The sequence below is a fragment of the Bradyrhizobium cosmicum genome (assembly GCF_032290525.1).
GTDB lineage: Bacteria > Pseudomonadota > Alphaproteobacteria > Rhizobiales > Xanthobacteraceae > Bradyrhizobium > Bradyrhizobium cosmicum_A.
Genome location: NZ_JASXTA010000009.1, coordinates 176,486 through 196,790 on the forward strand (window position 1 = coordinate 176,486; position 20,305 = coordinate 196,790).

Here is a 20,305-nt window from a genome sequence, read left to right on the forward strand (position 1 = left end):
GCCGCACCGCGTCCGGGACACGAGAGTGGCTTAAGCCACGCTCTCCAGAAACGCCTCTTCCGCGGCGTGCACGGCATCGGGCGTGCCGACATGCATCCAGACGCCGTCGAGACGCAGGCCGAACAGCCGCTCCTGCTCATTGGCGCGGTCGAAACATTTCGTCAGCGAGAACTCGCCCTGCGGCGCGCCTTCGAAGATCGCGGGCGACAGGATCGCCGCGCCGGCATAGACGAACGGGACGACCTCTTTTTCCTTGCGCTTGCGCAGGGCGCCGTCGGGCAGCATGCCGTAATCGCCGCGGCCGCCATAGCCGATGCTGGTCGCGGTCGGCGCCATCAGCAGCAGGATGTCCATGCGCTCAGGATCGAAGTTTTCGGCAAGCCGCGCCAGGTTCGAGCGCACGCCGTCGATCCACAACGTGTCGGAATTGACGTGGAAGAATGGCGCATCGCCGAGCAGCGGCAGCGCCTTGACCACGCCGCCGCCGGTGCCGAGCACCTGGTCGCGCTCGTCCGAGATGGTCACGCGCGGCGACTGGCGCGATGCGACGTGATCGATGATCTGGTCCGGCAGGTAATGCACGTTGACCACAGCCTCGGTCACCCCGGCATGGCCGAGCTTGTCGAGCACGTGGTCGAGCAGCGGCTGGCCGGCTACCGGCACCATCGGCTTCGGCATCTTGTCCGTCAACGGACGCATGCGCAGGCCGAACCCTGCGGCGAGCACCATGGCTTTGGTCGGCTTGACGGACATCCTTCGCTTTCTCAAATCCATCGGATTTCGCGTTCGCAGCAATCCTAGCACGGGCCTCGTTCGGTGGCACCGCATCTCAACCGCCTTAACCACCCGCCGTGACGGTTGTACGACGGGTGTTGCCCTCAGGCCCCGGCGGATGTGGAACGCGGCTTTTTCTTCCTGTCGCCAAGCTTGAGGAAATTGACGCCGATCTGGTCGCCATTGACCCAGGCCAGTTCGCAGCGCCGGTACGCCAGTCCGGTGGACGACAGCAGGAGAAAGAATTCCTTCAGATGCAGGCCTTCGACCGAACCGTCGATGGTCAGCTTGGCGCCGCTGTCGGAGACGTCCTCCATAGTGCATTCGCGCCGCCAGGTGCCGTCGATGCCCATCATCTGGGCCGGGATCCCGCGCTCGAAAACAACCCGGCTGTTGCCGCGCTGGTCCGTCTTGACCGCCATCTGCCCTTGCTCCAGCCCGCATTTGTCCGGCTGCCTGCGGGCGATGATAGCGATGCGATGGCTAACAGCCGGTAAACCGGCCGGCGAATCAGCTTTGGCGAGGCTGTTGGGACGGCTCTTGAGATGGTCTTTGGGGCGGCGGGACGTTGGCAAGATACCAGTCGCGCAAATGCTTGAGCGCCGGATGCGCCAGCGAGCGCTGCAGATAGGTCCAGATCCGCGGCTGATGGCGAAGGTAATGCGGCTTGCCGTCGCGGCGGTTGAGCCGGGCGAAGGTGCCGAGCAGGCGGGTGTTCCGCTGCGCCGACATGATGGCGTAGAGCTCAGCGAAGCCGGCCGCATCGAAGCTCGCATCATCGGTGCGGCGCGCCTTGATGTAGCGCGACAGCAGCGTCAGCTCGATGCTCTCGGGCATATCGATGCGCGCATCCTGAAGCAGCGACACCACATCGTAGGATTTCGGTCCGAGCACGGTGTCCTGGAAATCGATTACGCCGACGCGTTCGATGCCGGCGCGCGTCCCAAGCCAGATCAAATTGGGCGAGTGATAGTCACGGATGATCCACGTCTTCGGCGCAGCCAGCGGCTTCTCGAGCAGCCCGCGCCACATCGCGAAAAATTCGGCGCGCTTGTCGTCGCTCAGCGGCGCGTTGCGATCGGGCAGATACCATTCCGGCATCAGCCCGATCTCGATCAGCAGCGCCTCGGCGTCGAAGACCGGAATGGTATAGGTCTGCCCGTCCAGCGGCAGCGTCTCCGGCAGCGTCTTGCCGTGCAGCACGGCCAGCACGTCGGTCGCAGCTTCGTATCGCTCGGGAATCGGACGTGGCGGATTGCCTTCGATCACGCCCTCGCTGCCGAAGTCCTCGGTGATCAGGAAGCCATGGTCGAGATCGGAATGGTGGATCGCGGGTGCCGAGATGCCTTGCGCGCGCAGGCCTTCGTCGATGGCGACGAAGGGTCTGACGTTTTCGGCGAGATGCACCGCGGCGCTGTAGGACTTTCCGTTGTAGAGGGCCCCACCGTCAGGCCGCTGCGGAAAGTTCATGAGGATGACGATCTCGTCGTCGCGCAGCAGCCGCGCATAGGAACGGGTCGAAGCGTCACCGGCCATGCGCTTGCGCGTCGCATCGATGTAGCCGGATGCGTCGAGGAATTCGCGCAGCATCTGCAGCCGGGCAACGGTGGCGGCACTCTTGCCGTAACCGGTGATATCGGCGGCACGCGCATTCGAGCCCAGCGCAGGCCGGTGCGTTAGCGCGATGTCGATGCGGTCCGCTGGCATTGCCGATGGCGCACGCTCCGGCCATTCGATCAGCACGAGGGTGGCATCCGGCAGCGGCGACAGCCCGATCTCCTCGAGCTCGCTGTCGTCCTCCACGCGGTAGAGGTCGGCATGCGTCACGGGGAAGGGCGGCAGCTCGTAAGCCTGCACCAGCGTGAAGGTCGGGCTCGGCACTTCCAGCTCCTCGTCGCCGGCGAGGTAACGGATCATGGCGCGGGCGGCGGCGGTCTTGCCGGCGCCGAGATCGCCGGTGAGCGTGATGATGTCGCCGGGGCCGACCAGCAGCGCGAGATCGGCCATCAATCGCGCGGTGGCCGTCTCGTTGGGAAGCGCGACGGAAAATGTGGCGGGCGCGGTCATTCGGCGGCGTCGCGACGCGCCGCCTGCTCGGTCGGGAAATCGCAGATCACGACCGTGCCCCGGCCGACGATCGAATCCACCCGCACCTTGCCGCCATGCAGCTCGACGAAGGAGCGCACCAGCGACAGCCCGAGCCCGGCGCCACGGTGGCGGGACCCCTGCGAGCGGCTTTCGAACCAGTTGAACACCTTGTCCTTCATGTCGGCAGGTATTCCAGGCCCGGAATCTGTCACGGTGAAGACCACACTGTGCTCGGTGCGGCGCGCGCTGATGCCGACGGTGGAATCCTGTGGAGAAAACCCGACGGCGTTGGCAAGAAGGTTATAGAGCACCTGCACCACGCGCTTCTCGTCGCCGATGAAGCTGCCGATATCGGGCGCGATCTCGACCTTGAGGCGGATACGGTCGGTGGCGAGCCGGTCCTGGATGCCCTCGGCGGCGAGCTCGATGGTCTTGCTGACGTCGACCGGGCCGAGTTCCAGCTTCATGGCGCCGGCATCGATCGTGGCGAGATCCAGGATGTTGTTGGTGAGCGCCAGCAGCGCGTTGGTCGATTTGGTGACGTAGTCGAGATATTCGGCCTGTTTCGGCGTCAGCGGTCCGGTCGAGGGATCGCTGAGGAAATGCGCGAAGCCGATGATAGTGGTCAGCGGCGAGCGCAGCTCGTAGGAGACGTGGTGGACGAAATCCACCTTCATCTGGTCGGCCGCCTCCAGTGCCTCGTTGCGCTCACGCAGCGCCCGCTCGACATTCTCGGTGTCGGTGATGTCCTGGAACGTCAGCATGGTCGCGCCATCATGCAGCGGCCGGATCATGCCGTCGAGCACGCTGCCGTCCTTGCGCTCCAGCTTCAGCGGAATGTCGGCGCGGCTCTCGATCGAGGTGACGGCCTCGCGGATCTGCCGCCAGACCACGGGGTCGTCGAACAACTGATGGCACCAGCCTTCGACGGTCTGGATGTGGGGCTCGTCGCGCATGGCATCGGCGGACAGCTTCCACATCCGCACGAAGGCCGGGTTGAACAGCTGCGCCTTGCCATTGCTGCCGAACACGGCGACGCCCTCGGCGAGGCTGTCCAGCGTCTCGCGCTGGACCCGGATCATGCCGTCGAAGCGGCGGGCGAGCTCGAGGCTCTCGGTGACGTCGTCGAACAGATAGGTGACCCCGCCTTCCGGATTCGGCGTGGTGACGACCGAGAGCGCGCGGCCGTCGGGCAGGTACCAGGTGTCCTTGGCAGCCTCGACCGCGCGATAGGCTTCGTGCAGCTTGGCCTTCCAGGCACGGAAGTCCGGCTGCTCCGGCAATTTGCGCGCGGCGCGGAGTTGGTCGAGCACGCTGGAATCGTCGGGGTTGGCGTCGAGGAAGGTACGGTCGAGGTCCCACAGCCGCCGGTAGGAATCGTTGTAGAAGGCGAGCCGGCGCTGGCTGTCGAACACGGCAACGCCCGACGAGAGCTGGTCGAGCGTCCGGCGATGCGCCTCCGCCATCCGCACCAGCGCCGAGCTCAGCCCATCCGCCTCGCTGGCATCGATCGCGACACCGACGCTGCCGCTGCCGACATTGACGGCGCGCACGTCGTAGATGCGCCGCTCGCCGCCGATCACGATCGGCAGCCGCGAGGTGAACTTGGCAGCGTCCTTCAGCCCCCGGTCCATCGCGGTCCGATCGGCGCTGTCGAGCAGCTCGAGCTTGCGTTCCTGGGCATCGGTGACGCTGTTCGCCTCGGTCGCGCGCACATAGGCCGGATTGGCATAAATCAGGGCGCCGTTCTCGGCCTTGCCCCAGATCGGCCAAGGTGCGGCAGCGGCAAAGCCGCGCAGCATCTCGGTTTCGTCGGACAGCGCCTTGTAGCGCAGATTGGTTTCGGCCAGATCGCGCCGCAGGCCTGAGAGTTCGCGAATCCTGACAATGGCTTGGCCGCCGATGGCGCGTCCGATGGCCTCGAGCGTGTGGCCATGCGCGGTGGTCAGCGTGAGCTGGAAGCCGTCGCCGCGGTCACGCAGCGCGTCAACGGCGTGGTCCATCTGGAGCGCGGGTTCCGGCGGCAGCCAGGTTCCGAAGGCGAGCACGCGCTGCGGAGAGGAGTCGCGCGGCAGCACCATGGAGGTATCGCCGGAAATCTGCGCACGGTTGTCGCCGGCCGGCCAGGAGATCAGGATCTGCGGCTCGGCGAACAGCAGCGCGCCGAAGCGATCGGACTGGAGCTGCAGTTCCCCGATTCGCGCGCGCAGCCGCGCCTCGTTGTTCGCCGTGCGCACGCGCGTGCGCATCAACAGGATCGCGGCCATGACCGAGAAACCCAGCAGCGCCAGCGCGGTGGCGAGCACTGCGAGTTCCTGCCGGTTGAAGTCCAGCATTATCGAGAGTGTGTCGACGAGGTCGGCAGCCTCGGCCGGCGCAGCCGGCAGCAGCGCCGCCAGAACGCTTCCCATCAGGCCGGCGCGCGCCAATGATGTGCACGACAGCAGCGTCCGACGCATCGACACGATCACGCCTGACATAGTTGCCCCAAGATCGCACGAATTTGCGCGCGGCGACCCCCGTCGCGCGCGAATCAAAAGACAATACCCTCACCGCGACTCCACCGGTAAGAGTCCAGATCGTGAACGCAAAGGCGGCCCCACAAAAATGCCGGGCACGGGGTTCCAGGTCCACGTAGTTCCGCGGATGATTCGGTTGGATTTGCGGTGTGTTAGCGGCCGGTCGAGCCGAAGCCGCCGGCGCCGCGATCGGTCGCGGACAATGTCGTCACGGGAACCAATGCGGCCTGCAGCACCGGCGCGATCACCATCTGCGCGATGCGCTCGCCGCGCTTGATCACGAAGGGCGCCGCGCCGTGATTGATCAGGATCACCTTGATCTCGCCGCGATAGTCCGCGTCGATCGTCCCCGGCGAATTCAGCACGGTGACGCCGTGCTTGGCGGCAAGCCCCGAGCGCGGCCGCACCTGGGCCTCGTGGCCGGGCGGCAGGGCGATCGCAAGGCCCGTCGGCACCAGCGCATATTGGCTCGGGGCAAGCGTCATCGGCTCGCCGTCCGGCACTGCGGCCATCAGGTCGAGGCCGGCGGCCTCCGCGGTCTGGTAGGTCGGCAGCGGCAGGCCTTCGGCATGGGCCAGCTGCTGCAGTTCGACCGTGACTTTCGTGCTCAAGATGCCGGCTCCCGGGATTTGTCGGTCACGCTTCTGGCGACATGCGCGACCAGCTCGATGGCGACCTGTTCCTTGGTCATCACCGGCCAGGAATCAACCGCGATCTCACCGTTCTCCTCACCGTTCTTGCGGCTGATGAGGTGGACAGTGTTGCGGTCGCCGCCCATCACGCCGGTGGCCGGTGAGACGTCGTTGGCGACGATCCAGTCGCAGCCCTTGCGGGCCAGCTTCGACTTGGCGTTGTCGATGAGATGCTCGGTCTCGGCGGCGAAGCCGATCACCAGCGGCGGGCGCTTGTCGGTCAGCTTCGAGATCGTGGCGAGGATGTCGGGGTTTTCGACCAATTGCAGCGGCGGCATGCCGGCCGATGTCTTCTTCAGCTTCTGCTCGCCTTCATTGGCGACACGCCAGTCGGCGACTGCGGCGGCGAAGATCGCGATGTCGGCGGGAAGCGCGGCCTGAACCTGCTCCAGCATCTGCCGGGCCGATTCGACATGCTTCACCGTCACGCCCGGGGGATCGCTGAGATCGACCGGGCCGCTGACCAAAATCACCTCGGCGCCTGCGGCCTGCGCGGCGGCGGCGATGGCAAAGCCCTGCTTGCCGGACGAGCGGTTGGCGATGTAGCGCACCGGATCGATCGGCTCGTGCGTCGGTCCTGCGGTGATCAGCACGCGCCTGCCCGCGAGCGGGCGCGGCACCGGCGGCCGCAGCAGGCGCTCGGCGGCAGTGGCGATCTCGATCGCCTCGCACATGCGGCCGACACCGGCTTCGCCGGCTTCGGCCATCTCGCCGGAATTCGGTCCGATCAACACGAGGCCGTCACGCTGGAGCTGCGCGACGTTGCGCCGCGTCGCCGCATTGTTCCACATCAGCGGATTCATCGCCGGTGCCAGCAGCACCTTGCGGTTGGTCGCGAGCAGGATGGCGCTGGCGAGATCGTCGGCATGGCCATTGGCCAACTTGGCCATCAGGTCGGCGGTCGCTGGCGCGACCACGATCAGATCGCACTCGCGCGCCAGGCGGATATGGCCGGCGTCGAACTCGCTCTGGGGATCGAACAGGTCGGTGTAGACGCGCTCGTGCGAGAGTGCGCTGACGGCCAGCGGCGTGACGAATTGCTGCGCCGCCTTGGTCAGCACGCAGCGGACCTCGATGCGGCGCTCCTTCAGTCTTCGGATTAGGTCGAGGGATTTGTAGGCTGCGATCCCGCCGCCGATGATCAGGGTGACGCTGGCCTCGGGGAGGGCACCGGTGCGCTGGGGCGTTGGGGTGACGGATGGGGCAGGCGGCACCGCAAACGGCGTCAGCGGCTCCTCGCGGCCTTCGATCAGCTCGCCGAGGATGACCCGGACCTCTTCCTCGACCGACCTGCGGTTTCTGGCCGAGCGCAGCCGCAGATAGGTCTTGATGCCCTCGTCGAGCTTGCGGATGGTCAGGCTTGCCATGAGCCCCTCCAGCACGGAATGATAGCGATGCTATCAGTTGCGTGATTGCAGTGCAATCATAGATTCCGGACGGCGATCAGGATTCCGATGAAAGTCGCGGCGATGATCCAGAGCGCCACGGTGCGCCAGCGGTTCTTGCGGCCCTCGCTGCGGCCCATCGCGGCGATGCTCTCCGGCGACAGCCTGATGCCGTCCCGCGTCATGGTCTCGAGCTGCTCGAGCACCGAGACTGAGCGCTGCGCGATATCGGGCAGGCGCATCAGCACGCGGGCGAGGTCGCCGCCACCGGCGAGCGCCCCCTGCACCCGGCCGATCGGGCCGAGATTGCGCTCGATCCATTCGCGCACCACGGGGTCGGCGACCTTCCAGATGTCGAGCCTGGGATTGAACCCACGCGCCACGCCCTCGACGACCACCATCGTCTTTTGAAGCAGGATCAGCTCCGGGCGCGTCGTCATGTCGAACAGGCCGGTGACCTCGAGCAGCAGCGTCAGCAGCCGCGCCATCGAGATCTCCTCGGCAGTGCGGTTGTGGATCGGCTCGCCGATGGCGCGGATGGCTTGCGCAAAATTCTCGACCGAATGATGCGCGGGCACGTAGCCCGCCTCGAAATGTACTTCGGCGACGCGCCGATAATCGCGGGTGATGAAGCCGAGCAGGATTTCGGCGAGAAAGCGCCGCTCCTTCATGCCGAGCCGGCCCATGATGCCGAAATCGACCGCGACGAGGCGGCCGGCGTCGTCCAGGAACAGATTGCCCGGATGCATGTCGGCGTGGAAGAAGCCGTCGCGCAGCGCGTGGCGCAGAAAGCTCTGGATCACCTTGCGGCCGAGATCGGGCAGGTCGACCTGCGACTCTGCCAGACGCTTGTGATCGTTCAGCGCGATGCCGTCGATCCACTCCATCGTCAGCACGTTGTGCGTGGTGCGGTCCCAATCGACGGTCGGCACGCGGAAGTCAGGATCGTCGCGCGTGTTCTCCGCCATCTCCGACAGCGCGGCCGCTTCCAGCCGCAGATCCATCTCCATCGCGACCGAGCGCGACATGGTGTTGATGACCTCGATCAGGCGCAGCCGGCGCGCCTCGGACGAGTACGCCTCGGCCTTGTGCGCGACGAAGAAGAAGTCGGAGAGATCGCGGCGGAAGCGCGCCGCCACGTTGGGCCGCAGCACCTTTACGGCGACCGCCTTGCGAATGCCGTCGCGCAGGACTTCGCCGCGATGGACCTGTGCGATCGAGGCGGCCGCGACCGGCGGGCCGAGCTTGGTGAACACGTCCGTCAGCGGCCGCTCCAGCGAGGCCGCGATCACGGCTTCCGCCTCGGCCTGCGAAAACGGCGGCAGGCGATCCTGGAGGCTTTCCAGGTCGCGCGCCATGATGACGCCGACCACGTCGGGACGCGTGGCCAGAAATTGTCCGAGCTTGAGATAGGCCGGGCCCATCCGGGTCAGCGCACGCGACATCCGTGGCCCATCCTTGGGACCGCGCCGTTCGATGATGCGGGCAAGCTTCAGCGCGAGCTGTCCGGGCGGCGGCACCAGGCTCGGATCGACCGAGCCGAACACGCCCTCGCGCGCAAACACGAACGCGGCGCGGATCAGGCGCGCAATGTGGGTAATGGCAGAGATCACAAACGCCAGCCCGAATGCAGTGCGACGATGCCGCCGGACAATGTCTGCCAGCTCACGCGGGAAAAGCCGGCGTCGCTGATCATGTCGGCGAAGGCGTTGGGCCTTGGAAACTTGCGGATCGATTCGACGAGATATTGGTAGGACTCGGCATCACCCGTGATCATCCGGCCGAGCGGCGGGATCACCTTGAACGAGAACAGGTCATAGAGCCGGTCGAGCCCGGGCATCTCGACGGTGGAGAACTCCAGGCACAGGAAGCGGCTGCCGGGCTTGAGCACGCGATAGGCCTCGCGCAGCGCGAGGTCGATCCGCGGCACGTTGCGAATGCCGAAAGCGATCGTATATGCATCGAAGCTGCGGTCGGCGAAGGCGAGCGCCTCGGCATTGCCTTCGACGAAATCGACCTGGGTGTCGAGATGGCGCTTGGCGGCACGCTCGCGGCCGACGTCGAGCATCCCGGAATTGATGTCGCAGACGGTGGCACGGAAGCCGGGGCCGGCGGCCTTGGCGGCGCGGAACGAGATGTCGCCGGTGCCGCCGGCAACATCGAGCAGCGCGAACGGCCGGTCGCCCCTGGGCGGGTTCAGCGCGTTGATCATGATGTCCTTCCAGACCCGGTGCAGGCCGCCGGACATCAAATCGTTCATCAAATCATAGCGCGACGCCACGCTGTGAAACACATCGTTCACCAGCGTCTGCTTGTCCCCCAGGGGAACGTCCTTGAAGCCAAAATGCGTGGTTTCGCCCGGCCGATCCATTACTCTACTCCACGGGGCGGACCATAGCGCGCCCGCCGCAATGGCGCTATCACACCGCCCTCATAAGGTGAATGCCTGACCATGCCTGAATTGCCCGAAGTCGAGACCGTCCGCCGCGGCCTTCAGCCGGTCATGGAGGGTGCGAAAATCCTGGTCGCGGAGGCCCGCCGGCCGGACCTGCGCTTTCCGTTCCAGCCGGATTTCGTGGCCCGGCTCCAGGGGCAGGTCGTCACGGGGCTCGGCCGCCGTGCAAAATATCTCATGGCAGATCTCGCCTCCGGCGACGTGCTGCTGATGCATCTGGGCATGTCGGGCTCGTTCCGTGTCATCAAGCCGGACAACGAGGCGGCACCCGGCGAGTTTCACTATCCGAAGGGTAAGGATTCCACGCACGACCACGTGCTGTTTCGGATGTCCTCGGGCGCCGACATCGTCTTCAACGATCCGCGTCGCTTCGGTTACATGAAAGTGATCGCGCGCAACGCGCTCGAGGACGAGCCTCTGCTGCGCGATCTCGGCCCCGAGCCGCTCGGCAACGAATTTGATGCTGCGATGCTGGCGCGCTCCTGCGAAGGCAAGACCACAAGCCTGAAGGCCGCGCTGCTTGATCAGCGCGTGGTCGCAGGCCTCGGCAATATCTACGTCTGCGAAGCCCTGCACCGCTCGCATCTGTCGCCGCGCCGCATTGCCGCGACGCTCGCTACCAAGGGACGCAAGGGCGTCGGCGGGGGCGAGCCGACCGATCATGCGAAACGATTGGTGAGTGCGATCCACACCGTGCTGAATGACGCCATCAAGGCCGGCGGATCGTCACTGCGCGATCATCGCCAGACCTCCGGCGAGCTCGGCTATTTTCAGCACTCGTTCAGGGTTTATGACCGCGAAGGCGAGAAATGCACGACGCCCGGCTGCGGCGGCACGGTGAAGCGTTTTATCCAGAACGGACGGTCGACCTTCTGGTGCCAGAAATGTCAGAAGTGAGAAGGCTCGCGGCCGCGGCGCTGTGAGTCTCTGCGAAGCGACGAACCCACCACGCGCGTCATTGCGAGCGCAGCGAAGCATCCGGCCGGGCTGGTGGCCGGATTGCTTCGTCGCTTGGGCCCTTACCGGATGGCGAAGAGCCCGGCTGTCGTCTGAGCGATCGCCCCGCTCAGGACGCCAGTGTTTCGTCGACCGCAAGCTCGGCGGCGACGTGCACCATGCCGTCGGCGGCCGAGACGACCTGGTCGATCAGCGCATTGGTCGTGGCCTCGAGCTCGAGCCGGGTCTCGATCCAGCGCCAGAGGCCGCGGATCTCGTCCGCCGACTTGCCGTTCGGCGCGAATTCACTCACTGCCAGGCCCCTGGCGAGCGAGTCCTGGTGGTCGTTGCGCATCACGACCAGCGGGCGCGCGAGCACCTCGGCGAGATCGAGGGCGGCTTCCTCGGCGAGCGTGTTGGCGGCATTGTCGATGCGCTGGCCGCGGATCGGCGTCTGGTTCAGCACGAAGCTGTAGGGCCGCTTCCAGGCGCGCGCGACGCTGAGGGTGGAGACGGTCGCCTCGATGTCGGCGACGCTCGGGCGGGCCGGGATCAGGCAGAGATTGGAATGACGGATCGCGGCGGTGGTGGCGGCGCTGAGGCCGGCCGCGGTGTCGACGATCGCGAGCTGAAGGCCGCTGTCGGCCAGCATCTTCAGGCGCGGCGCGATGTCGGCGGCGTGATAGATCGGCTCGACGACGAGATCGTCATTGTTGCGGCGGCGCTGCCAGTTGGACAGGGTGCCCTGCGGGTCGGTCTCGATCAGGCGGACGGTGAAGCCGGCCTGCTTGGCCGCCAGCGCGAGGCCGATGGCAAGCGTGCTCTTGCCACTGCCGCCCTTTTGGGTGGCCAGTACGATCGTGTGCATTTGAAGATCAATCCTTTGGAGTGCTTGGGTCTCGGGATAACGCCACGCGAACGTGCATCGCTTCTCGATGCTGAGCTCTTCTCGCTCAGGACGTGCCGGCCCGATCCAAAGGGGATCGCGGAGGTCCGAATCAACATTAATGATGATGGCAGAATCGGGAATGCCAGCTAATCCGTACCATTACTGGACCCGTAATCGTGCGTGTGATGTGCTCGCCACCATCAATAAAAAGGGGCAAGCGGCATGAGCGGAAACTGGCGTGAGCGGACGGCAACGACCTTCGACTGCCAGAAAATGCCGGCGGTCGCGAGCCGCGGCATGGTGGTCAGCAACCATCCCTTGGCTTCCAGCGCCGGCGCCGAGATGCTGGCGGCGGCGGCAACGCCATCGACGCCGCGATCGCGACCCTGTTCACGCTGACCGTGGTCGAACCGATGATGGTCGGAATCATCGGCGGCGGCATGGCGCACATACGTCTGGCTGACGGCAGCCACCGCTTCATCGACGGGCAGAGCACCGTGCCGGCGGCGGTGCGCGACACCACTTACACATCGAAGCCGGGCTCCGCGCACGACGTGTTCGACACCGTCGGCAACGAAAATCTCAACGGTCCGAAGGCAGTCGCCACGCCGGGCTCGCTGAAGGCCTGGTGCGAGACGCTGCGCCGGTTCGGCACCATGAGCCTCGCCGACGTCATGCAGCCCGCGATCAAGCACGCCGCACGCGGCTATGCGGCGACGCCCTATTTGCACGAATGCATCAGCGAGAGCGCGGCCGAGATGCGCAAGGACAGGCCGATCGCGGCGATTTATTTGCCTGATGGCGAGCCACTGAAGATCGGCGAGCGCGTGGTGCAGGCCGAATATGCCGAGACGCTGCGGTATATCGCCGATCATGGCGAGACCGCGCTCTATGAGGGGCCGCTCGGCGACATCCTCGCGGACTACATGGAGAAGACCGGCGGCTTTGTCCGCCGCAACGATCTCACCAGCTACAAGACCGTCGAGCGGCAGCCGATCCGCGCCGACTATCGCGGTTGGACTATCTTCGGACCACCGCCGCCCGCGGCTTCCGGCGTGCATATCGCGCAGATGCTGAACATTTTGGAAGGCTACGACGTCGGCGGCCTTGGCTTCGGCACGCCGGAGACCATCCACTATCTCGCCGAAGTCCTGAAGATCGCTTTCGCCGATCGCGCCGCGGCCAGCGGCGATCCTGACTATGTCGGCGTGCCCGTGGAGAAGTTGACCTCGAAAACCTATGCCGAGGAGCGCCGCCGTGCGATTGACCCGTCGCGCGCGCAGGCCTGGGGCGCCGGCGTGTCGCCGCTCGAAGGCGCGCACACCACGCACATGACAGCGGCAGATAGCTTCGGCAATGTGGTCGCGAGCACGCAGACTATCAACAATCTGTTCGGCGCCAAGATCATGATCCCGGGTCTCGGCGCCATCGCCAACAACTACATGAACCTGTTCGATCCGCGTCCGGGCCATGCGTTGTCGCTGGCGCCGGGCAAGCGCGTGACGACCTCGATGTCGCCGGTGATGGCGCTCAACGGCGGCAAGCTGCGCTATGCGCTTGGCCTGCCCGGGGGAAAACGCATCTTCCCGAGCGCGATGCAGGCGCTGGTCAATCTGATCGACCACGGCATGAGCCTGCAGGAAGCCGTCGAGGCGCCACGGGTCTGGACCGAGGGCAACGCGCTCGAAGTCGAGCAGAAAGTGCCGGAAGCCGTGCGCGCGAAACTCGCCAGCCTCGGCCACAAGGTCCAGCCCGTCGCGACGGTTGCCGGCGGCATGAATGCAATCGCCTTCCATGGCGACGGCACCATGATCGGCGCCGCCTGCTGGCGCGCGGACGGCACGCCGGTCGGGATTTCGGGTGGGCTCGCCAAGAGCGGGGTGAGATTCAGACTCGCGTAGTCTCGTGCCCCGGACGCGGTGCAGGGCAAAGCGGTGCGCTGCTGAGCCGGGGCCCAGCATTGCTTGCACGGAATGTAGATGCATGGGTCCCGGCTCAGCGACGCGGCATTTCATGCCGCACCGCGTCCGGGACACGAGAGTTATGTTTGGCGCTCGTCCTACTTCCGCACGCAGATCACGCGCACGATGGCTGCCTTCGCATCTGTCGAGGTGCCGTTCGCCGCGACGCCATTCGCCTTCAGGAAATCGCGGACCGTATCCGCCGAAACCATCACCGCCTGTGACGCCGGCACCGACGTCGCGGGCCCCGCCACCATTGCCGGTTTCAACAGCGCGACACCGGCGAATTTTCCGTCGCTGTCGATGGCCGGGCCGCCGGAGAAGCCGACGGCCGGTGGCGGCGACAGCGCGGAATCGCTTGATGTCACCGGCGCCAGCGCGCCTTTGACGCTCGACACGCCGGCCGCGCCGCCCTGGCTTTGCGGATCGGCAATCCCGATCACATCGACGCTCGTTTTCGCCGTAACGCCGATGAGGCCGAGCGGCTGCAGTCCGCGCGCGCCGTAGATGTGCAGCAGCGCGAGATCGTGCTGCTTGTCCTCGGCGAGGCGGTCGGCCCTGCCATAGCCGGCAATGGTGATCGCGAGACAGCCATCAGTGACGAGGCGGTCGGCCAGAATCGCGCCGTCGTCGCTGACGACGATGCCGGTGCCGTATTCGACGGTCCTGCGCGGCGGCGGGCCGGCCTGCGGCCCTGACGGAAACGCGTTGAACGCGCTCGACATTGCGATCACGACCGGCTCGACCGTGTTCTCGGTCGCCTGGTCGTAGAGGATCGTCATGGTGCGGACTTCATCGCCCTTGAAGGTACCGCGCACGTAGAATTTCTTGAGGCCCTGCAAACCCGACAGCACGAAGAAGTCGGGCTTCACCACGGTGTAGTCGATCTTGCGCCCAGACGGCTCCTTCTCCAGATCGGCGAGTTTCGCCGTGGTCGGGTTCGCTTCCTTGCGCCGGCTGAGCAGCACCTGCACCGTGCCGGTCGGCGAAGTCCATTTCGAGCCGTTGGCGTCGGTCGCCTGCTGCGGCACCAGTTTTGAGGGAATGCCGAGCCGGGCGCCGCTGGTCATCTCCGTCACGATTTTCCAGCCGACGCTGTCTTGCTTGCGCCGCGCGGTCTCGGCGAGCGCGGCGCGTTCCTGCGGATTGAGCACGCCGGTCGGCTTGCCTCCCTTGAGCTTCTGGTATTCCTTGATGGCCTCGACCATGCGCGCGCTGATGTCGCCGGTGATGGCGCCGTTATATTGGCCGACCCAGGCGAGGTCGGACTGGAGCGACAGGCGCTGCGCCTGCGCCATGGCGTCCGCCGTTTCCGACGGCGTCTGCAGGGCGGGCGGCTTGATCGGCACGGTCTGGACCGGCTTCGGCTTGGTGCCGGGGACGGGTGGCGTCGTCATCTGGGCGTTCGCGCCTGCGGCGGTCGCGAACATCAGTGTTGCCGCAAGCATCGATCTCATGACAAATCCAGCCAGCCCATTGCAAATTGACCATTGAACGTGCCGCCATTGAAGCACATCTCGTTGGTCGCGAACAATGTCGCGGTGGTTCAGGCTAACAGCTGAACCACCCATGCCCTCATCCTGAGGAGCGGCCAATCGGCCGCGTCTCGAAGGATGGCCGCGGACGATATCGGGGCCTTCATGGTTCGAGACGCGCGTTCCGCGCTCCTCACCATGAGGGTTGAGAGAACGAAGGACGACGATGCTGAGCCCGGACGAACTCGAACGCTATGCCCGCCATATCGTGCTGCGCGATGTCGGTGGTCCCGGCCAGGCCGCGCTGAAGCGGGCCTCCGTGCTGGTGATCGGTGCCGGCGGGCTCGGCGCGCCGGCCCTGATGTATCTGGCCGCTGCCGGTGTCGGCACGCTCGGCGTGGTCGACGACGACGTGGTGTCGCTGTCCAATCTCCAGCGCCAGGTCATTCACACGACGCCCGACATCGGCCGGCACAAGGTCGAGAGCGCGGCCGAACGGATCGCTGCGCTCAATCCGCATGTCCGCTTCGTCGGCCATGCCACCTGGCTCAATGTCGACAACGCGCTCAGCCTGATCGGCGACTACGATCTCGTGCTCGACGGCTCCGACAACTTCTCGACGCGCTATCTGGTTTCCGACGCCTGCTTCTTCGCGAAGCGACCGCTGATCACCGCGGCGCTCGGCACCTTCGACGGCTCGCTCACCACTATCCGCGCGCATGAGACGAACGAGCAGGGCGACTTCAATCCGACCTATCGCTGTCTGTTTCCGGAGGCGCCGCCGCCCGGCACCGTCCCGGCCTGTGCGGAGGCCGGCGTCATGGGCGCGCTCGCGGGCGTGATGGGCTCGATGATGGCGCTGGAGGCGATCCGCGAGATCGTCGGGTTCGGCGACGGCCTCGTCGGCCGCCTCCTGATGATAGATGCGCGTGCGATGCGCTTCGAGACCTTGCGCTACGGGCGCGATCCCGCCAATCCGCTCAACGGCGATGGGCCTGTCGTCACCGACCTCAGCGCCCATCGCACCTGACTGCCGCCGTTACCTGGTGGCTGGCTTCTCGCTGTCGAGATGCGCCATCTGCTCGGCCGCGTAGCGCGTGCCGGCGGCGACATCGGGCGGAAACGCCTTCGCCAGCGCCGCGAAATGGGCTTGCGTCAGCGTGACCTTCGTTGCACCGAGCGCCTCGGCAAGACGATTGCGGGTGCGGGCGCCGACCAGTGGCACGATCGCTTGACCGTGCTCTTGGCCCTGTGCGGCCACCCAGGCGATTGCGACCTGCGCCGGCGTTGCGCCGATCCCGGCGGCGATGGCGCGGAGCTGCTCCACGAGCGACAGATTGGCATCGAGATTCGATCCCTGGAAGCGCGGCGTCATCAGCCGATAGTCCTTGCCGGTCTTGCCGGAATCTTTGGACCAATGGCCGCTGATCAGGCCGCGCGCCAGCACGCCATAGGCGGTGATGCCGATGCCGAGCTCGCGACAGGTCTTGAGGATGTCGCGTTCGATGCCACGCTCGATCAGCGAATATTCGATCTGGAGATCGGCGATCGGATGTACCGCATGCGCGCGGCGGATGGTGTCGGAGCCGACCTCCGACAGGCCGATATGCCTGATGTAGCCGGCTTTCACGAGATCGGCGAGGCCGCCGATGGTCTCTTCAATGGGAACGTTGGGATCAAGCCGCGCCGGCCGATAAATATCGATGTAGTCCGTGCCCAGGCGCTGCAGCGAATAGGCGAGAAAATTCTTCGTTGCGGCGGGCCGGCAGTCCATGCCGGTGAAGTCGCCGGCAGGACCGCGTAGCGCACCGAACTTGACGCTGATCTGCACCTTCTCGCGTGACACGTCCTTGAGCGCCTCGCGGAGCAGCATTTCATTATGGCCCATGCTGTAGAAATCGCCGGTGTCGAGCAGCGTGATGCCGGCGTCGAGCGCCGCATGGACGGTGGCGATGCTCTCGCCGCGGTCGGATGGACCGTAGGCGTCCGACATGGCCATGCAGCCGAGACCGAGGCTTGAGACGGTCGGGCCGGTTGAACCGAGTTTGCGCTGTTCCATGGTAGCTCTCCTCGAAAGGCGGCAAGCTGTCTGCGCCGCGTGACGGGCTGATATGCGGTCATTCCATTGCGCCGATAAGCTGGACAATCCAGAACGGCTTGTTCATGCTGGCGAACAATGGCCAGCCCTGACCTGCGCGATCTCGATGCCTTCGCAGCGGTCGCCCGCACCCGCAATTTCAGGCGCGCGGCGATTGAAATTCGCGTGTCGGTATCGAGCCTTAGCCAGCGGTTGCGGGATCTGGAGGAGCGCCCCGGCGTCCGCTTGATGAACCGCACCACCCGCAGCGTCGCGCTGACCGAGGCGGGTGAGCTGCTGCTGTCGCGTGTCGCCCCAGCCCTGCGGGACGTCGGAGACGCCCTGGATCAGGTCCGCGGCCTGCGCGAGGTGGCCTCGGGCCGCCTGCGCATCAACGCCCCGCCGCCGGCGGTCGACCTCGTGCTGGCGCCGATGGTCGGGCCGTTCCTTCAGGTGCACCCGCAGGTCGATCTCGACATCGTCTCCGAGAGCGGCTTCGTCGACATTGTCAGCGCGGGCTACGACGCCGGCGTGCGCTATGGCGAGCATCTCGCGCAGGACATGGTGGCGATCCCGCTGAGCGGCCCGCAGAGCTATGTCGTGGTCGCATCTCCGGACTACATCGCGCGCCGCGGCACGCCGAAACATCCGAAGGATCTGCTCGACCATGATTGCATCCGCGCCCGCTACTCGAGCGGTGTCATGCACGACTGGGAATTCGAGAAGGCCGGCCAGATCATGAAGGTCGATCCGCCGGCAAAGCTGATCTCGACCAACATGAACCTTGCCATGCGGGCTGCGCTCGACGGCGCAGGCGTATGGGCAACCCTCGATGGCTATGTCGGCGACGCCCTGAAGTCCGGCGCGCTGGTCAGCTTGCTCCAGGACTGGTGCGAGCCGTTTCCGGGACCGTTCCTGTACTATCCGAGCCGGCGCCAGATGCCGCCGGCGCTGCGCGCGTTCATTGACTTCGTTGCGGGGTGGCGCAGGCGAGGCACGGCGCGACCCTAAACCCTCATGGTGAGGGCGCGGAACGCGCGTCTCGAACCATGCAGGCCCGGATCTCACCTGTGGCGATCGTTCGAGACGCCGCTACGCGGCTCCTCGGGATGAGGGCGCCAGTCAGAGCATGCTCGGCAGCACGCGATCCGGCGGCTTGTGGGCGTCGAGGAAGGTGCGGATGTTGATGATCACCTTCTCGCCCATCTCGACGCGGCCTTCGATCGTGGCCGAGCCCATATGCGGCAGCAGCGTCACCTTGCCGGCCTTGGCGAGCCGCACCAGCTTGGGGTTCACCGCCGGCTCGTGCTCGTAGACGTCGAGCCCGGCGCCGCCGATCTCGCCGCCTTCGATCAGCTTGATCAGCGTGTCCTCGTCGGTGACCTCGCCGCGCGCGGTGTTGACGATGTAGGCGTCCTTGCGGATCAGCTTCAGCCGCCTTGCCGACAGCAGGTGATAGGTCGCCGGCGTGTGCGGACAGTTCACCGAGATGATGTCCATCCGCGCCAGCATCTGGTCGAGGCTTTCCCAATAGGTCGCGCCAAGCTCTTCGGCAATCTTCGGCGCCACGGGACGGCGATTGTGATAGTGGATCTGCAGGCCGAAGGCGCGGGCGCGGCGGGCGACCGCCTGGCCGATGCGGCCCATGCCGATGATGCCGAGCCGCTTGCCGCCGATGCGGTGGCCCAGCATCCAGGTCGGCGACCAGCCCGGCCAGGGTTTTCCTTCCGTCAGGATCGAGGCGCCTTCGATCATTCGGCGCGGCACGGCCAGGATCAACGCCATGGTCATGTCGGCGGTATCTTCGGTCAGAACTTTCGGCGTGTTGGTGACCGTGATGCCGCGGGCATGCGCGGCCTCGACGTCGATATTGTCGACGCCGTTGCCGAAATTCGCGATCAGCTTCAGCTTGCAGTCGGGCTGGTTGACGATGTCGGCGGTGATGTGGTCGGTGACGGTCGGAACCAGCACGTCGGCGGTGCGCGCGGCTTCTGCGATCTGCTCGGCCGACATCGGTGTGTCGTCGAGATTGATCCGCGCGTCGAACAGCTCGCGCATCCTGGTCTCGATCGAGTCCGGCAGCTTGCGCGTCACTACGACGAGCGGCTTTTTCTTCACCGACATGTCCTGCCCTCATGAGGCGTTGCAGGCCGCCTCTGTCGCCAAAGGCCGGCCGTTGAGGCCCCATTAACCCGGTTGTTCGACACTGCCTTTGCCGTGTCGTCCCCGGCGTTTCCTTCAAGCTCTCCCGACATTTCCGGCCGGAAAATCGGGGCAAACTGGTTGTTCAGATGTCCGTCCTTCCTAGCAGAAGGCCGGGCCAAGACAAGAACCACGGGTCAGACTTGGCGGAACCATCCGCGTGGGGGCGGGTCAGGGACGTGCGCGGCCGGGTTTTTGGAATTTTGGGGTGAGGATCCGGCTCGGCGGGATCCTCGACAGGAGACGGGTTGATGGCGTTGGGGCGGTTTTGTTCGGTTATGGCGCTCGTTTGCACCTGGTTGAGCGCCTCGGTCGGCCCCTCGCATTCGGCCAAGGACAGCACCCCCCAGACCGCCAGCGGCCTCCCGGTGCCGCGCTATGTCAGTCTCAAATCGGATCACGTGAACGTCCGCGCCGGCCCGACCAAGGACAATGACGTCGCCTGGGTCTACACCCGCTCGGGCCTGCCGGTCGAAATCACCGCCGAGTTCGAGAACTGGCGCCGGGTGCGCGATTCCGAAGGCGCCGAGGGCTGGGTCTATCACTCGCTGCTGTCAGGCCGCCGCACCGCGGTCGTCACCATGAAGCACAAGGACGACCTTGCGCCGATCTACGACCGTCCCGATCTCGACAGCGCGGTTGCAGCAAAGCTCCAGGCCGGCGTTGTCACCCAGGTCAAGAAGTGCACTGCAAACTGGTGCCGCGTCACCGGCAACGGGTTTGATGGCTGGATCCAGCAGGAGCGCCTCTGGGGCGTCTACTCGGACGAGCAGGTCAACTGACGCCGCAGGCGTCATCCCCGGGCGATGCGCAGCATCGAACCCGGGATCTCGAGATTCCGGGTCTGGTCCT

Annotated in this window: 16 protein-coding genes and 1 pseudogene; 5 read left to right on the forward strand and 12 right to left on the reverse strand. The window is 65.9% G+C overall.

Annotated elements, in window-relative coordinates:
* Positions 1-30: 30 nt before the first annotated feature.
* The 8 genes from QSV46_RS18415 to ubiE all read right to left on the reverse strand — a co-directional run bounded on the left by QSV46_RS18415 (position 31) and on the right by ubiE (position 9,829).
* Positions 31-753 (reverse strand): nucleotidyltransferase family protein, encoded by a 723-nt coding sequence (locus QSV46_RS18415; RefSeq protein WP_314954135.1) that lies wholly within the window; start codon positions 751-753, stop codon positions 31-33.
* Positions 754-878: 125 nt separating this feature from the next.
* Complete coding sequence (locus QSV46_RS18420) at positions 879-1,196, reverse strand: PilZ domain-containing protein (RefSeq protein WP_314954139.1); 318 nt, start codon at positions 1,194-1,196, stop codon at positions 879-881.
* Between the two features lie 88 nt (positions 1,197-1,284).
* Positions 1,285-2,841 (reverse strand): tRNA (adenosine(37)-N6)-threonylcarbamoyltransferase complex ATPase subunit type 1 TsaE, encoded by a 1,557-nt coding sequence (tsaE, locus tag QSV46_RS18425; RefSeq protein WP_314954141.1) that lies wholly within the window; start codon positions 2,839-2,841, stop codon positions 1,285-1,287.
* Positions 2,838-5,342, reverse strand: a complete 2,505-nt coding sequence (locus tag QSV46_RS18430) for a sensor histidine kinase (RefSeq protein WP_314954144.1) — start codon at positions 5,340-5,342, stop codon at positions 2,838-2,840. The genes tsaE and QSV46_RS18430 overlap by 4 nt, the downstream gene beginning before the upstream one ends.
* 191 nt (positions 5,343-5,533) lie before the next feature.
* Positions 5,534-5,992 carry a dUTP diphosphatase gene (gene dut / locus QSV46_RS18435; protein ID WP_314954146.1) on the reverse strand — a complete coding sequence of 153 codons (459 nt, stop codon included), beginning with the start codon at positions 5,990-5,992 and terminating at the stop codon, positions 5,534-5,536.
* Entirely contained in the window at positions 5,989-7,440 is a 1,452-nt protein-coding gene (gene coaBC, locus QSV46_RS18440) for a bifunctional phosphopantothenoylcysteine decarboxylase/phosphopantothenate--cysteine ligase CoaBC (protein WP_314954149.1), read from the reverse strand. The genes dut and coaBC overlap by 4 nt, the downstream gene beginning before the upstream one ends.
* A 56-nt stretch (positions 7,441-7,496) precedes the next feature.
* A complete protein-coding gene (gene ubiB, locus QSV46_RS18445) occupies positions 7,497-9,071 on the reverse strand; it encodes a 2-polyprenylphenol 6-hydroxylase (protein WP_314954152.1) in 1,575 nt (524 codons plus the stop codon).
* Entirely contained in the window at positions 9,068-9,829 is a 762-nt protein-coding gene (ubiE, locus tag QSV46_RS18450; protein WP_314954155.1) for a bifunctional demethylmenaquinone methyltransferase/2-methoxy-6-polyprenyl-1,4-benzoquinol methylase UbiE, read from the reverse strand. Before ubiE ends, ubiB begins: the two co-directional genes overlap by 4 nt.
* 81 nt (positions 9,830-9,910) lie before the next feature.
* Here ubiE and mutM point away from each other — a divergent pair, with 81 nt between their 5' ends.
* Positions 9,911-10,810, forward strand: a complete 900-nt coding sequence (gene mutM, locus QSV46_RS18455; protein ID WP_314954157.1) for a bifunctional DNA-formamidopyrimidine glycosylase/DNA-(apurinic or apyrimidinic site) lyase — start codon at positions 9,911-9,913, stop codon at positions 10,808-10,810.
* A gap of 169 nt (positions 10,811-10,979) precedes the next feature.
* On the opposite strand, the gene QSV46_RS18460 is transcribed toward mutM, so the two are convergent.
* On the reverse strand, positions 10,980-11,717 hold the full coding sequence (locus QSV46_RS18460; RefSeq protein WP_314954160.1) for a ParA family protein: 738 nt from the start codon (positions 11,715-11,717) through the stop codon (positions 10,980-10,982).
* A gap of 243 nt (positions 11,718-11,960) precedes the next feature.
* Between QSV46_RS18460 and ggt the strand changes: the two are divergent.
* Positions 11,961-13,639: pseudogene (ggt, locus tag QSV46_RS18465) on the forward strand (gamma-glutamyltransferase).
* Between the two features lie 158 nt (positions 13,640-13,797).
* Here ggt and QSV46_RS18470 read toward each other — a convergent pair.
* Positions 13,798-15,156 carry a serine protease gene (locus QSV46_RS18470; protein ID WP_314954163.1) on the reverse strand — a complete coding sequence of 453 codons (1,359 nt, stop codon included), beginning with the start codon at positions 15,154-15,156 and terminating at the stop codon, positions 13,798-13,800.
* A gap of 244 nt (positions 15,157-15,400) precedes the next feature.
* Here QSV46_RS18470 and QSV46_RS18475 point away from each other — a divergent pair, with 244 nt between their 5' ends.
* On the forward strand, positions 15,401-16,204 hold the full coding sequence (locus QSV46_RS18475; protein ID WP_314954166.1) for a molybdopterin-synthase adenylyltransferase MoeB: 804 nt from the start codon (positions 15,401-15,403) through the stop codon (positions 16,202-16,204).
* Positions 16,205-16,213: 9 nt separating this feature from the next.
* On the opposite strand, the gene QSV46_RS18480 is transcribed toward QSV46_RS18475, so the two are convergent.
* Complete coding sequence (locus QSV46_RS18480) at positions 16,214-17,233, reverse strand: aldo/keto reductase (RefSeq protein ID WP_314954169.1); 1,020 nt, start codon at positions 17,231-17,233, stop codon at positions 16,214-16,216.
* Positions 17,234-17,350: 117 nt separating this feature from the next.
* Here QSV46_RS18480 and QSV46_RS18485 point away from each other — a divergent pair, with 117 nt between their 5' ends.
* Positions 17,351-18,262, forward strand: a complete 912-nt coding sequence (locus tag QSV46_RS18485; protein WP_314954170.1) for a LysR family transcriptional regulator — start codon at positions 17,351-17,353, stop codon at positions 18,260-18,262.
* 111 nt (positions 18,263-18,373) lie between these two features.
* Here the strand turns inward: QSV46_RS18485 and QSV46_RS18490 are convergent, their stop codons facing one another.
* On the reverse strand, positions 18,374-19,375 hold the full coding sequence (locus tag QSV46_RS18490) for a D-glycerate dehydrogenase (RefSeq protein WP_314954176.1): 1,002 nt from the start codon (positions 19,373-19,375) through the stop codon (positions 18,374-18,376).
* A 329-nt stretch (positions 19,376-19,704) separates the two neighbouring features.
* Here QSV46_RS18490 and QSV46_RS18495 point away from each other — a divergent pair, with 329 nt between their 5' ends.
* Entirely contained in the window at positions 19,705-20,235 is a 531-nt protein-coding gene (locus QSV46_RS18495) for an SH3 domain-containing protein (protein ID WP_314954179.1), read from the forward strand.
* The last annotated feature ends 70 nt before the right edge of the window (positions 20,236-20,305 follow it).